This is a genomic window from Anaeromicrobium sediminis, from assembly GCF_002270055.1.
Taxonomy (GTDB): Bacteria; Bacillota; Clostridia; order Peptostreptococcales; family Thermotaleaceae; genus Anaeromicrobium; species Anaeromicrobium sediminis.
Genome location: NZ_NIBG01000007.1, coordinates 44,738 through 58,194 on the forward strand (window position 1 = coordinate 44,738; position 13,457 = coordinate 58,194).

At 31.7% G+C, this 13,457-nt stretch carries 14 protein-coding genes; 5 read left to right on the forward strand and 9 right to left on the reverse strand.

The window, feature by feature from the left end; translation table 11 throughout:
* Positions 1 to 55: 55 nt before the first annotated feature.
* Together CCE28_RS09570 and CCE28_RS09575 are read right to left on the reverse strand one after the other, a co-directional pair.
* Positions 56 to 967 carry a type II CAAX endopeptidase family protein gene (locus tag CCE28_RS09570; protein ID WP_095133349.1) on the reverse strand — a complete coding sequence of 304 codons (912 nt, stop codon included), beginning with the start codon at positions 965 to 967 and terminating at the stop codon, positions 56 to 58.
* Between the two features lie 2 nt (positions 968 to 969).
* Positions 970 to 2,142: a M20 metallopeptidase family protein gene (locus tag CCE28_RS09575; RefSeq protein WP_095133350.1), complete on the reverse strand. Its 1,173-nt coding sequence runs from the start codon at positions 2,140 to 2,142 to the stop codon at positions 970 to 972.
* Positions 2,143 to 2,385: 243 nt separating this feature from the next.
* Between CCE28_RS09575 and CCE28_RS09580 the strand changes: the two genes are divergently transcribed.
* From CCE28_RS09580 to dapD, 5 genes are read left to right on the forward strand one after another with little or no spacing between them, the layout of a single operon-like run.
* Entirely contained in the window at positions 2,386 to 3,150 is a 765-nt protein-coding gene (locus tag CCE28_RS09580) for a DeoR/GlpR family DNA-binding transcription regulator (protein ID WP_176461753.1), read from the forward strand.
* A 28-nt stretch (positions 3,151 to 3,178) separates the two neighbouring features.
* Positions 3,179 to 4,177: an aspartate-semialdehyde dehydrogenase gene (locus tag CCE28_RS09585; RefSeq protein WP_095133353.1), complete on the forward strand. Its 999-nt coding sequence runs from the start codon at positions 3,179 to 3,181 to the stop codon at positions 4,175 to 4,177.
* Positions 4,178 to 4,197: 20 nt separating this feature from the next.
* Positions 4,198 to 5,076 (forward strand): 4-hydroxy-tetrahydrodipicolinate synthase, encoded by an 879-nt coding sequence (gene dapA / locus CCE28_RS09590; RefSeq protein WP_095133355.1) that lies wholly within the window; start codon positions 4,198 to 4,200, stop codon positions 5,074 to 5,076.
* An 11-nt stretch (positions 5,077 to 5,087) separates the two neighbouring features.
* Positions 5,088 to 5,840, forward strand: a complete 753-nt coding sequence (gene dapB / locus CCE28_RS09595) for a 4-hydroxy-tetrahydrodipicolinate reductase (protein WP_095133357.1) — start codon at positions 5,088 to 5,090, stop codon at positions 5,838 to 5,840.
* Positions 5,841 to 5,869: 29 nt separating this feature from the next.
* Positions 5,870 to 6,592, forward strand: a complete 723-nt coding sequence (dapD, locus tag CCE28_RS09600) for a 2,3,4,5-tetrahydropyridine-2,6-dicarboxylate N-acetyltransferase (RefSeq protein WP_095133359.1) — start codon at positions 5,870 to 5,872, stop codon at positions 6,590 to 6,592.
* A gap of 91 nt (positions 6,593 to 6,683) precedes the next feature.
* On the opposite strand, the gene hpt is transcribed toward dapD, so the two are convergent.
* The 7 genes from hpt to CCE28_RS09630 form a co-directional block, all read right to left on the reverse strand.
* Complete coding sequence (hpt, locus tag CCE28_RS09605; protein WP_095133361.1) at positions 6,684 to 7,220, reverse strand: hypoxanthine phosphoribosyltransferase; 537 nt, start codon at positions 7,218 to 7,220, stop codon at positions 6,684 to 6,686.
* Positions 7,221 to 7,338: 118 nt separating this feature from the next.
* Positions 7,339 to 8,631: an L-cysteine desulfidase family protein gene (locus tag CCE28_RS09610; protein ID WP_095133363.1), complete on the reverse strand. Its 1,293-nt coding sequence runs from the start codon at positions 8,629 to 8,631 to the stop codon at positions 7,339 to 7,341.
* Positions 8,632 to 8,782: 151 nt separating this feature from the next.
* Positions 8,783 to 10,558, reverse strand: a complete 1,776-nt coding sequence (locus CCE28_RS09615) for a sigma-54-dependent Fis family transcriptional regulator (protein WP_095133365.1) — start codon at positions 10,556 to 10,558, stop codon at positions 8,783 to 8,785.
* 42 nt (positions 10,559 to 10,600) lie between these two features.
* Positions 10,601 to 11,536, reverse strand: coding sequence for a 1-phosphofructokinase family hexose kinase (locus CCE28_RS09620; protein WP_095133367.1), 936 nt, complete (start codon positions 11,534 to 11,536; stop codon positions 10,601 to 10,603).
* Between the two features lie 93 nt (positions 11,537 to 11,629).
* Positions 11,630 to 11,761, reverse strand: a complete 132-nt coding sequence (locus CCE28_RS22755; RefSeq protein WP_278277539.1) for a hypothetical protein — start codon at positions 11,759 to 11,761, stop codon at positions 11,630 to 11,632.
* Positions 11,762 to 11,880: 119 nt separating this feature from the next.
* On the reverse strand, positions 11,881 to 12,525 hold the full coding sequence (locus CCE28_RS09625) for a single-stranded DNA-binding protein (RefSeq protein WP_095133369.1): 645 nt from the start codon (positions 12,523 to 12,525) through the stop codon (positions 11,881 to 11,883).
* 215 nt (positions 12,526 to 12,740) lie between these two features.
* Positions 12,741 to 13,361: a UDP-N-acetylmuramoyl-tripeptide--D-alanyl-D-alanine ligase gene (locus CCE28_RS09630; RefSeq protein WP_095133371.1), complete on the reverse strand. Its 621-nt coding sequence runs from the start codon at positions 13,359 to 13,361 to the stop codon at positions 12,741 to 12,743.
* Positions 13,362 to 13,457 lie beyond the last annotated feature (96 nt).

Here is a 13,457-nt window from a genome sequence, read left to right on the forward strand (position 1 = left end):
TCTATATTATGGGTAAGGGTTTCATCTTTTATACTATAAGTTTAAAATATAGTTATTAAAACATTAATTGTATATAAGCAAAATATATAAATATGACTAAACTTATCAAAAGAGGTATAGAGTCTTTAAACGTCATATTATATTTTTCTTCATACTCTTCTTCTAAGGAATCCTTTTTTAAAGACTTTATTATTTTGTATAATATGATTCCACAAATAAGACCTATCACTCCAATTTGTATGGTTCCTACCAATAATAACATATTGTTATTTAATATGTCAGGAGAGTTCTCAGTAACTGCAGCTCCTTTGCTGGCCATATTTGCCATATACGCCATAGTTACAGACAACCCATTATTAGTAAAATGACCTATGACCCCTGCCCATATGGATCCTGTATATTCTACTAGATAAGCAAATAATAAACCTAAAACTAAAGGACCTAATAAATTTTGTATATTAAAGTGAAATACTCCAAATAGGGTGGCCGATATGATTATGGCCTTTGTTTTCCCCATTTTTTCATAGGCTTTAAATACTAATCCCCTAAAGAACATTTCCTCACAGAGACCTGCTGAGAAGGCTATTATGATCATAAGTATTATATACTCCCCCATGTTATTAGCCACTGGAATGGGTGGCTTTTTCACCTTTGTAAAAATACTTATTATATTGAGTACTATTAAATTAAAGAACATGGCTATGGGATATATTAATATGGTACACCCCACACTCAAGATCATATTCTTTATAGATATTTTCCTAAGTCTAAAAGTTTCTTTTAATTTTAGATCAAATACTAAACTGAACAATATGGGAGGAGTCAATATGATTAAGTACTCTGTTATAACCAATCCACTTTTAATATTTTTACTTTGAAAATACCCCCCAAAGGTTAAAAGTACAATTCCTACTATTAAATAAAGTACATTGACTCCAAATATACTAGGTCTTTTTATGTTTTCCATATTTATTCCCCTTTAAAGTATTTTTTTGCCTTTAATATATTTTTATATACTTGAACTCCCATTAATAAAATTTCTTCGTTAAAACAGAATTTGCTACTGTGTAGTGGATATACACATCCTTTTTCTTCATTTTTTATTCCCAAGAAAAAGAACACCCCTCTACATTTTCTTTGAAAAAAAGAAAAATCTTCTGATATCATTTGAAACTCTATAGGTATATAGTTTTCTTTTCCAACAGCTAATACCAAGTCATTAACTAAATCTTTGTCATTCATAACAGCCGGGTACATATCTCTTAACTCTAATTCTATTTTACAATCATAAGTTATCTCAAAACCCCTTATAATTTCCTTTAATCTCTTTTTTATAGTTTCATATACTTCTTCACTAGATACTCTTATAGTTCCTTCTAGCCTGGCATCCTGAGCAATAATGTTTCTTCTCTCTCCTGCCTCTGCCCTTCCTATGGTAACTACTGCACTTTCATTAGAGTTAATATTTCTACTGGTTATGCTTTGTATGGTATTTATTAAATTTGCCATTATAACTATGGAATCTATACCCTTATGTGGATATGCACCATGGGAACCTAAACCATATATATCTATGTCAAATTCTCCGCATCTAGCCATTAAAGCTCCCTCTTTACAAGCCACATAACCTTCTTCTATATTAGGAAATACATGAAGTCCAATCACTTCGCTTATATGAAACTTTTCCATTATACCTTCTTCTATCATAACCTCTGCTCCACCAGGGCCTTCCTCTGCCGGTTGGTATATAAATACTACATTTTTATTTAGTTTATCTCTATTCTTTGATAAATATATGGCAAATCCTAAAGAAATACTCATGTGAGCATCATGACCACATGCATGCATCATATTTTCATTTTTAGACTTAAAATCCAAGTTAGTTTCTTCTTCTATATTAAGGGCGTCCATATCTGCTCTAAATCCAATAGAATCATTTAAATCATTTACCCTTATTACTCCCACTAATCCAGTTTTAGCCACATTTTCATGTACTTCTATGCCATTTTCCTTTAATTTATTTTTTATAAACTCACTAGTTTCGTATTCTTCAAAACCTATTTCTGGCATCTCATGTAACTTTCTTCTTATGTTAATAATTTCTTTTCTCAATTCTAATATATGATTATCTACTCTTATCATTAATTTTTCCTCCTAAGTAAACTTACCTTTTATTTTATATGTTTTTACAAAAACTTAAAAGTTTTTTATTAATTTTCAAAATTTTTTATTGAAATCATTATCAAAATCTGATAACTTTAATATAATAATATTAGCATAAAGTTAGCAATTTGTTAGCAAATCATTTGTAATTTTATTAAACCAACTTTTATGATTGAAGCGAAAATCCTTGAATTTCCGTTTCTTAAAAGAGGAGGATTTATTTTGATAACGGAAGCAAGAAGAAAGCAAATTGTTGAAATGGTAGAAAAAGAAGGCGTAGTAAATGTTCAAAATCTTGCTGAATTTTTCAACGTATCCATATATACCATACGCAGAGATTTAACAGACCTTGAAAATAAGGGGAAATTAAAAAAGATCCATGGGGGCGCTGAGAAAATAGAAAAGACAAAATGGATATCTACCCTAGAAGAGGGTAATGAAGAAGCTGTTGCCCACAAAAAAAAGATTGCAAAGAAAGCTGCTGAATATGTGGAAGATGGAGACACCATCCTACTTATGGGTAGTATGATAAGTCTTTTTATGATTCCCCATATAAAAGATTTATATATTACTGTAGTTACAAATTCTTTAGATGTGGCCAAGGAACTTTCTTCTTCCTCTAGCATAGATATTATATTAATAGGAGGAAGAGTTAAAAATATGAAGGGTAACATCTTAGGTTCAAGGGCTATGAAAGAAGTTTACAATTTTAATTTTGATAAGGCCTTCTTACCTTGTGCTGGTGTTCATCACCGGGTAGGTATAACTACTTCAACAATTGATACTAGTGATTTTTTAAAAGCAGCCATAAATTGCAGTAGACAAAATATAATAATCTGTGACTACAGAAAAATTGGTAGAATTACCTTTTCTAAAGTCTGTGATTTTGAATCAATACACACAATTATAACTGATGAAGAAGCTAACTCAGATGAGCTTGAGCTTATCTCTAAACACAAAATACACATAGATACAGTAAAACTATGAAAAGATTAGTGATTAAGGGGGAATTAAAGTGAAAAAACTAAACGTAGCTGTAGTTGGTGCTACAGGAATGGTAGGAAGAACATTTTTAAAAGTATTAGAGGAAAGAGATTTTCCATTTGATAACTTGTATTTACTAGCATCTAAAAGATCAGCTGGTGAAAAACTAACTTGCAAAGGTAAAGAATATATAGTTGAAGAGTTAACTGAAGAATCCTTCGATAAAGACATTCATATAGCTCTATTTTCAGCAGGAGGAAGTATAAGTGAAAAATTCGCTCCTATAGCTGCTAAAAAGGGAGTAATTGTAGTAGATAACTCTAGTGCTTGGAGAATGGATAAGGAAGTACCTCTAGTAGTTCCAGAAGTTAACCCAGAAGACATTGCATGGCATAAAGGAATAATTGCAAACCCTAATTGCTCAACTATTCAAGCCGTAGTAGCTTTAAAGCCACTTCATGATAAATACTCTATTAAAAGAGTTGTATATTCCACTTACCAAGCTGTTTCAGGTTCTGGTGTTAAGGGTATTAAAGACCTAGAAGAAGGAGAAAAGGGCAATGACATTAAACTAGCCTACGATCATCCTATATACGGAAACTGCTTACCTCACATAGATGTGTTTATGGACAATGGATATACAAAAGAAGAAATGAAAATGGTTAATGAAACTAAGAAAATACTAAACGACTATGATCTAAAAATAACAGCTACAGCAATAAGAGTTCCTATAAAAAATTGTCATAGTGAATCTATAAACATTGAGTTTAACAAGAGTTTTGAAGTTGAAGATATTAAAGAAATCTTTAGAAATGCAGAAGGTGTAATTCTTAAGGATGATGTTGAAAATAATGTTTACCCACTGGCTCGCGAAGCTGCTGGTCATGATGAAGTTTATATAGGAAGAATAAGACGTGACTTTAGTTTAGACAACGGACTAAACCTATGGGTTGTGGCAGATAATATTAGAAAAGGTGCCGCTACAAATGCCGTTCAAATTGCTGAAGTCTTAGCAAATAAGTATCTATAATATTATGACGAGGTGATTATATGTTATTTACAGGTTCAGGTGTAGCAATAGTTACTCCTTATAAGGAAAATGGCGTAGATTATAAAAAATTAGAAGAATTATTAAATTGGCATGTAAACGAAGGAACAGACAGTATAATTGTTTGTGGTACTACAGGTGAAGCTTCTACTATGAATGATGAAGAACAAAAGAGTGTTATTAAGTTTACAGTAGAAAAAATAAATAAAAGAATTCCTGTAATCGCCGGTACTGGTAGCAACAACACCCACCATGCAGTAGAAATGAGTAAATATGCCCAAAGTGTTGGAGCTGACGGACTGCTTTTAATTACTCCTTACTATAATAAGTGTACTCAAAAGGGTTTAATAGAGCATTTTACCAAAATTGCTGATTCTGTAAATATTCCTATAATTTTATATAACGTACCTGGCAGAACAGGCGTAAATATAAATCCATCTACCCTAGAAAAACTTAGTCAACACAAAAACATTGTAGCCATTAAGGAAGCTAGTGGAAATATTTCGCAATTAGTAGAAATGGCTAGAGTAGTACCAAAGGATTTTGCATTATACTCTGGTAATGACGATATGATTGTTCCCCTAATGTCTTTAGGTGGTAAGGGAGTTATTTCTGTTGTAGCTAATATCTTGCCAAAGGATACTCATAATTTAGTTCAATATTTCTTAGATGGAGATATTGAAAAATCTTTAGAATTACAATTACAGATGAAGTGTTTAATAGATGCTCTTTTCATAGAAGTAAATCCTATACCAGTAAAAACAGCAATGAACCTGCTTGGTCACGACGTAGGACATTTGAGACTTCCTCTTACTGATATGTTAGAAGATAACTTAAAAGTTTTAAAGGAAGAACTTAAAAAGTATGGCTTTAACCTATAGGAGGGATAATTTTGATTAAGGTAATCGTTCACGGTTGCTGTGGAAAGATGGGGCAGGTCTTAGTAAATATGCTAGAATCTAATCCAAATACCCAAGTAGTAGCCGGTATAGATAAGTTTTGTAGCAATCACAAGTATGATTTTCCCGTATTTGAAAAAGCTAGTGATTGTAATGTAGATGCACAAGTGGTAATAGATTTTTCCCATTATAGTTTAGTTTCACCTTTACTGGACTTTTGCAAGAGTTCTAAGCTCCCCTTAGTATTATGTACTACAGGCCTTAGCCAAGACTTAGAGAAAGAAATGGTAGCAGCCTCTAAAGAAGTAGCCATATTTAAAAGTGGTAACATGTCCTTAGGAATAAATCTTTTAATAGATTTAGTAAAAAAAGCTACTGCAATTTTAAGTGACTTTGATGTGGAGATAATAGAAAAACACCATAATAAAAAAGTAGATTCGCCTAGCGGAACGGCTTTCATGATAGCTAATGCCATTAAGGATAGTCATAAGGATGAAAAGGAATTAATATACGGAAGATATGGCAATAATACTAAAAGAGAAAGTAAAGAAATAGGTATTCATGCTGTACGTGGTGGTACTATAGTAGGTGAACATACGGCAATTTATGCTGGAGAAGATGAAATTATAGAAATCAAACATGCAGCTTCATCTAAAAAAGTATTTGCCCAGGGATCCATAAAAGCTGCCCTATATATAGCAAATAAGGAACCTGGATTATACAACATGGATGATTTGCTTAAATAATATTTACTTAAGAGAGGATTGAATAATAGATGACGAAAGATAAGAACTTAGATTTAACTAATCCATACGAAATAGCAAAATTCATTAAGGATGCAACGAAGTCTACTCCTGTTAAAGCTTATATTCAAGGAGATTTATCTCAAAGCATTACTGACAATATAAAACTATTTGGTAGTAATGATTTTTGGATTCTAGTTGGAGAAAATGATACTGTGGAAAACTTTATTGAAGAAAACAAAGGAAATATTAAAGAATTCCACATTGAAAACGACAGAAGAAACTCAGCTATCCCAATGCTTGATATTAAACAGGTAGAAGCTAGAATTGAGCCTGGTGCTATTATAAGAGATAGGGTTAGCATTGGCAAAAATGCCGTTATCATGATGGGCGCTGTTATAAACATCGGTTCTGAAGTAGGAGAAGGAACTATGATAGACATGAATGCCGTATTAGGTGCTCGTGCTACTATAGGTAAAAATGCTCACGTAGGAGCTGGAGCCGTTATTGCTGGAGTTTTAGAGCCACCTAGTGCAACTCCTGTTATAGTGGAAGATGACGTTATGATTGGTGCTAACGCAGTAATCCTAGAAGGCGTTAGAATAGGAAAGGGTGCCGTAGTTGCAGCAGGTTCAGTAGTTACTACGGACGTACCAGAAAACACAGTAGTCGCTGGTTCTCCTGCTAAGGTAATTAAAGCTAAAGACCAAAAGACTGCTGATAAAACTGAAATTTTAGATGATTTAAGAGGATAACGAATAAAAAACTATGGGTTTATATAAACCCATAGTTTTTCTATTTAGCGGAAATTAAAAAACCAGAGCGATTATCTCACTCTGGTTTATATTATTCTTTATCTACAAATGTGAATACATTTGGTACATTTCTGAAATAATCTCCATAGTTTAATCCATATCCAACTATGAATGTATCTGGAATAGTAAATCCTACATAATCAGCTTCAAGATCAGTTTTCCTTCTTGATGGTTTGTCTAATAATACACAACTTTTAATACTATTTGGGTTCTTAGCTTTTAAATGCTTTAATACATATTCCATAGTAAGACCTGTATCTGCTATGTCATCTACTACTAATATATCATATCCACTTAAATCAAATTCTAAATCTTGTAATATTTTTACTTTTCCAGAACTCTCTTCTCCATGTCCATAACTAGAAGTAGTCATAAACTCTACCCTAACAGGAGCATCAATAGCTCTTACTAAATCTGCTGTAAAAATGAAACTTCCCTTTAGTAAAGAAACAGCTACTAATTTTTTACCCTCGTAGTCCTTTGCAATCTCTAGTCCTAGTTCGTCAACTCTCTTTTGAATGTCTTCTCTAGAAAATAGTACTTTTCTTTCTTTATTTTCTAAGTTCATTAGTCCGATTCCCTCCATCTTATGGTAATAAATTGTAACATTAAATGATTAGGTAATATTGTAATTGAAAAAGTCATCTTTGTCAATTATCATGCATAAAATGAAGAATTTTACACTTCTAATGACACTCTTGCATATGATTCATAATATTTAATATTACCGCATCAGTAATTTTCATTCCCTTTTCAGATAATACCCCTAAATTTTTAATAGTTTCTTCCGCAGTCTCTCCCACTATTCCGTTTCTAGTTGGCACAATGGCATCATTTAAAGATAATAATACAGCTTGAATAGCTGCAGATGCGGATGTGGATAATTTAAGTGCACAACCCACTTTAGCTCCATCACAAATCATTCCACTTAAATTAGCTATCATATTTTTCACTATTCCATCTATCTGAGCATGATTTGCACCCATTAACCATCCAATGGCCACACCAGCTCCTGTAGATGCTGCAACAGCACAACCACAAAGGGCAGATAATCTACCTATATAGTGCTTCACATAACTGTTTATAACATGACTTATAGCCACTGCTTTAGCTAATTTTTCATCCTCCACATTATATTTTCTCATGTAAGCAACAATAGGTAATATGGCTGTAAGTCCATTATTTCCACTTCCATTACTACTCATAACAGACATATTTATTCCTGACATTCTAGCATCTGATGCAGCTGCTGTAAACATCATTGCTGTGTTTAATAAATCATCCGATAAAATTCCCTTTTTAATGTTTCCCTCAAGGGAGCTTCCAACTTTCATACCAAGCTCACTTTCTAAACCTTTCTCCGCCACAGCTTCATTCATTTTAAGACCATCTAACATGAATTTTACATCTTCAAAATCCATTTTTTCTATTTCCTTAACTATGTCATATATTTTCATATCATATATAAAAGTGTATGGCTCTTTTTTCACTTCACTTTTATTAGATTCTTCTAATATTATTTCTTCATTTTTCTTAATAAAAGTAAAATTTGTATGCTTATTACTAATTACAGTTTCCACCGTGCCATTATGTTTTTTTAATTTTACTTCAATATATACCTTCTCATCCGTATCCTTAATTCCTATTTTAACTTTTCCACTTTTTAATAATTCTTTAGCTTCTTCTATGTGATGAGACTGGATATCCGCTAATACATTTAATACTTTCTCACTCTTTCCTCCCACTAATCCTAGTGCCGCTGCAATTTCTAATCCAACTTCCTTTGTATTAGGAATTCCTACGCACAATCCATTCTTATATACATTAGGAGAAAGTAAAACCTCCGCACTCTGAATTTCTCCATCTAATAATTCCTTTGCCTTTGCACAACCTAAAGCCACAGCTATTGGTTCTGTACACCCCATGGCAGGGACAACTTCTCCTTGTAGTAATTTTATGATTCCATCCTTTAAATTCATTATAAATCCCCTCTCCATTCATTATATCTGATTATTTATTTTGCAATTATCATGCCAATGGCTCAAAGAGGGTTTTTACCTATTGTTCCAAATCCCCAGTCTCATTTTGAGAAAAAAACGTAAAAAAACAGTCTCATTATGAGATTTTTTCTCATAATGAGACTGTGATATTATAACTTTTAATTTTCCTATACATGGTAGCTCTTCCTAATCCTAAGGCTCTAGCAGCCTTTTCTACAGCCTGTTTATCACCCTTATAATACTCTAATGCCTTTTCTATTTCTCTTCTCTCTAAATCCTTTATAGGGATTATTCTTTCCTCTATATTTTTGCAGCACTCCTTCTTCTTTTTCAACCTTACCGGTAGATCTTCCATTCCTATGAAATTGAGATTACACATATTAACTGCATACTCTATGGAGTTTTCCAATTCCCTCACATTACCAGGCCAACTATACTTTTTAAATATATCTATTGCATCTTTATTAAAACCTAATATGTTTTTGTTTAACTTTTTATTACACTTCCTCAAAAGTTCATATATTATATTTTCCACATCTTCCTTCCTTTCCCTTAAAGGAGGTATATGGATTGGTATTACATTTAATCTATAAAATAGATCTTCTCTAAATTCCCCTTCCAAAACTTTCTTTTCTAAATCCCTGTTTGTGGCAGCAATTATCCTAACATCTACAGATATATTATCATTAGCTCCTATCTTTTCTATAGTATATTCTTGCAATACCCTTAACAATTTAGTTTGAAGGTGTATTGGCATATCTCCTATTTCATCTAAAAATATAGTCCCCTTATTTGCTAATTCAAATTTACCTGCTCTTCCACCCTTTTTTCCACCCGTAAATGAGCCTTCCTCATATCCAAACAATTCACTTTCAAGCAAGCTCTCAGGTATGGCTGCACAGTTTATGGGAATAAACGGTCCTTTTCCCCTATTACTATTAAAATGAATTGCCCTTGCAAACAATTCCTTTCCCGTTCCACTCTCTCCATGAATTAATACGGTAGAATTTGAAAAGGAAGCTTTCTTAGCATCTTTTTTAACCTGCTCCATGACAAAACTATTTCCTATAATATCATCAAAGGTTGTAATTATATTTGTATTAGATATGTAATTTACCACTTCTAACATTTCACATACGTTAGAAAAAGTAAACACCATCCCTATCTTACTTCCTTCTACTTCTATCAATTTTCCACTATAAAAACCTCTTATGGAACAATCTGCATGATTATATTCAAAGGGAATATTTTTAACTTCTTCATTGCCCGTTAAAATTTCATTTACATTTATATTCTCTATTAAATCTATTATATTAATTCCCTTTAATTTATTTCCATCCATATTAAATAATTCAGTGGCTTTAAAATTAAATTGAATTATCTTTCCTTCTTCATCAACAGCAACTATACTTTTATCCACTGAATTTAATACGGTCTCTAATTCCTTTAATAATAATTTTATTTTTTCTGTCTTCTCTAGTTCTATTAGTTTAGTTCCTATTAAATCTGCCATTTTATTTAAAAAGTCCAATAGATCTTCCCTATTCTTTATTATTTCCTTCCTCTGCTCTTCATTTAATGCTATTAACCCTATAACTCCTACAGGCTCATCCTTTACCTTTATAGGACAACATACTTCCGCATATTCTTTGCAGTTTTCCTTATCCTTACACCGTTTACAAACTGCATGCTCCTTTGGATTTTCCACAACAAGGCCCTCTCCAGTTTTCAAGGAATACGCAAATATAGAATCCACATCTATTCGATTATTAAAAGAGGCTTTTTTTTCACCTGTTACAGCTATCCGATCCAGGTTCTTATCCACTATGGTAACTTCCACTTTCATGACACTGGCAATAGCTTGAGCAATACTCTGCACACTAGATACAATCTTTTTAAGTTCCATTAATATCCTCCTTTTCTATATAATAAAATAGAGTAGAACTATTTATTCTACCCTCTCTAGTTTAACTTGATTATAAAAATTTTCCACATTATTAATATCTACAAATCCAATTTTCTTTTCTATTACGTTGGCTGTTCCTGTGGCTACGGCATACTTAAAGGCCTCTTGTATGTCATTTTCCTTTAAAAGAGTCACTGCAAATCCCGCTACAAAAGCATCACCACATCCTATAGAGTTTATAGCCTCAACTGGTCCCCCAACTTTCACCCTATAAGCTTCATCCTTAGTAACAAATATGGCCCCATCTTTTCCTAAAGATATAGATACCACTTCCACCCCTTGTCTACAAATATGTTTACATTCAAATATTATTTCTCTCTCACTATTTAACTCATAACCTACCAACTCTTCTAATTCAGGTAGGTTTGGCTTTATCATAAAAGGCTTTGCCTTTATAGCTTCTTTCAAATATTCTCCACTTGCATCTATTATCATCTTAACATTATTATCTTTAGCGATCTTAACCATATCTCCATATATGGTTTTAGGTAGTCCCCTTGGTACAGTTCCAGCAGCAATTATTATTCTACTGTATTTTAGTACCTTTACAAACTCTTTTACAAATTCATTTAATTCACTTTTACTTACTACAGGTCCATATTCCCCTAATATAGTTTCCGTATTGTTTACAGGATCAACAATTGCAGTAAATATTCTGGATGGTTCCTTAATTTCTACAAAGGAAGTGTCTATTCCTAACTTATATAGTTCAGATTTAATAAACTCACCTGTGTAGCCACCTAGAAAACCTGTAGCATTCATTCTTTCACCTAAAATAGATGCTACACGGGCAACATTTAGCCCTTTTCCTCCAGCAGTAATTTTCACATCATCCACATGATATCTCTTATTCGGTTTAAAATCATTTATTATATACGCCCTATCTACTGCAGGGTTTAAGGTAACTGTAGTAATCATATGATCCCCTTCTTAAGCAAAATAATACAAACTTATTATATAATTAAAATGTAATATTTGCAAAGATTTTTTAAAATATACTACTTATTATTTTTATTGCCTAATGTTTATTTTATACAATATTTCCTTTATTTCTTTTAAAAGTACTACAATTTTATTAAGAGTATATTGAATACTGACTAATATTATAAAAAAAACCATAATAACCATAATTTTGTAATCCATCTTATCGCCCTCCCTATTTTACCTATTATAATCTATTTTAAATATTTTAATCAACGATTAAGTTATTAAATAACAACAAAATAGAGAAGTAACGCAACTTGTCACTTCCCCTTAAAATCTTATTCCTTTAATTTATTATTATTGTCACTTATTTCCATTTTGGATACAGAAACTTCATAAGCCACCTTAGTTATTACATCTTCTTCATTTAATTTCTTTTGATATTCTCTACTTTGAGCTCTTCCCCATATCTTTATATGATCTCCAACTTTTAACTTTTCAGAAAATCTAGCATTTCTTCCCCATGCAATACAGGGAATATAATCAGATTTATTATAAGGCCTATTTACTGCTATTAACATATCAGTTATTTCTCTACCAAATGGAGTAGATCGATATACGGGTTCTTTGCATATATATCCATCTAAAAATACTTGGTTAGGATTTTTTATTTCTTCTTCTTCAAAAATTTCCATATCACGAGCAAAAACTGTAATAACTAATTTGTTCCTGCCATTCACATACTTATTATATGAACGCAACTGTCCTTCTATTTTCAGTTTAGTACCACATTTAATGTTTTCTCCCATTAATATTCTCTCTGATATAGTAATGGGTAACACATCATTATATTCACTGAGTCTTGGAACTTTAATATCTAGTGAATAAAAACCTTCTCCATACATTTCATGACTAAAACTCAAAGGAGAACATACTTCACCTATTACACTCACCAGATTCGTATCAATAACCTTGTCAGTCATCCCCCCACGCTCCTTCCTATTTCTTGTGTACTTTTAGGGCTTATCTACAATTATATCTATTCATTTTTTTAATATAATATGATAAGAAAATTAACTTTTTTCTCTGAAAGGAGTTTTATTGGGGTAAAAATATTTTTATAATCGGCAAAAATTTCACCTTTATCCAAAGCTATGTATTATTACACTTTTATCCTAAGGCTTTTTTCCATAAGATTCTATTGAATATACATATCTTCTAAAAATTTTAATAATTTATACGGATCTATACCATATAATAATAATACACCTATGGCTCCTAATGAATTATATACGGCTTTTTCATCTTCACTATTTATTATGACTGGAAATTCTACTGGTTCTACTTCCAGGTCACCTCTAGCACTAATGGACCTTTGTAAAAAGCAATTTAACTTTATTTTGTCAGAAACCATCAAACTAGAAGCTGTCAAAGTAGCTCTTTTACTCATACCATAGGATACTACCAATCTTTCATCATTATGACCCAACACAAAAGGAGTGTTGTTATCATCTTCGTTCATAATTACCACACCATTGTTTTTAACATAATTTAAAACTTTCCTTTGAAATCCAATGTCTTCTTTTCTAGTATCTATGTGTAATAAAATATCTAAATTTATGTGTTTTTCTAAATTACAGGTATCTAAGTTTAATAAAAGAATATCTATTCCTTCATAATCTAAAATATACTCCTTATATTCCATATCTCTAATTTTATAACCCTTTTTACTTAAAACGTGTTTTATTATCTTAGATGATATTTTATTTTCATCTCCTAATACTCCTATAATTTGAACATGATTCGAAAGTTTGCTCATGCTTTCATACTCCTTTTGGTAGCGATTATATGGTTATTTTTCTCTTAGTTTTACTAAAAAATTCACTTTAAAAAATAAAAAGGCTTGAAAGTCTCA

Bases quoted from the DNA above. Each gene is read 5' to 3' on its own strand.
- CCE28_RS22755 (WP_278277539.1), bottom strand. From the start codon at position 11,761: ATGGATTACAAAATTATGGTTATTATGGTTTTTTTTATAATATTAGTC.
- CCE28_RS09610 (WP_095133363.1), bottom strand. From the start codon at position 8,631: ATGAATTTAAAGGATGGAATCATAAAATTACTACAAGGAGAAGTTGTC.
- dapD (WP_095133359.1), top strand. From the start codon at position 5,870: ATGACGAAAGATAAGAACTTAGATTTAACTAATCCATACGAAATAGCA.
- hpt (WP_095133361.1), bottom strand. From the start codon at position 7,220: ATGAACTTAGAAAATAAAGAAAGAAAAGTACTATTTTCTAGAGAAGAC.
- CCE28_RS09620 (WP_095133367.1), bottom strand. From the start codon at position 11,536: ATGATTACTACAGTTACCTTAAACCCTGCAGTAGATAGGGCGTATATA.
- dapA (WP_095133355.1), top strand. From the start codon at position 4,198: ATGTTATTTACAGGTTCAGGTGTAGCAATAGTTACTCCTTATAAGGAA.
- CCE28_RS09570 (WP_095133349.1), bottom strand. From the start codon at position 967: ATGGAAAACATAAAAAGACCTAGTATATTTGGAGTCAATGTACTTTAT.
- CCE28_RS09575 (WP_095133350.1), bottom strand. From the start codon at position 2,142: ATGATAAGAGTAGATAATCATATATTAGAATTGAGAAAAGAAATTATT.
- CCE28_RS09625 (WP_095133369.1), bottom strand. From the start codon at position 12,525: ATGACTGACAAGGTTATTGATACGAATCTGGTGAGTGTAATAGGTGAA.
- CCE28_RS09615 (WP_095133365.1), bottom strand. From the start codon at position 10,558: ATGGAACTTAAAAAGATTGTATCTAGTGTGCAGAGTATTGCTCAAGCT.
- CCE28_RS09630 (WP_095133371.1), bottom strand. From the start codon at position 13,361: ATGAGCAAACTTTCGAATCATGTTCAAATTATAGGAGTATTAGGAGAT.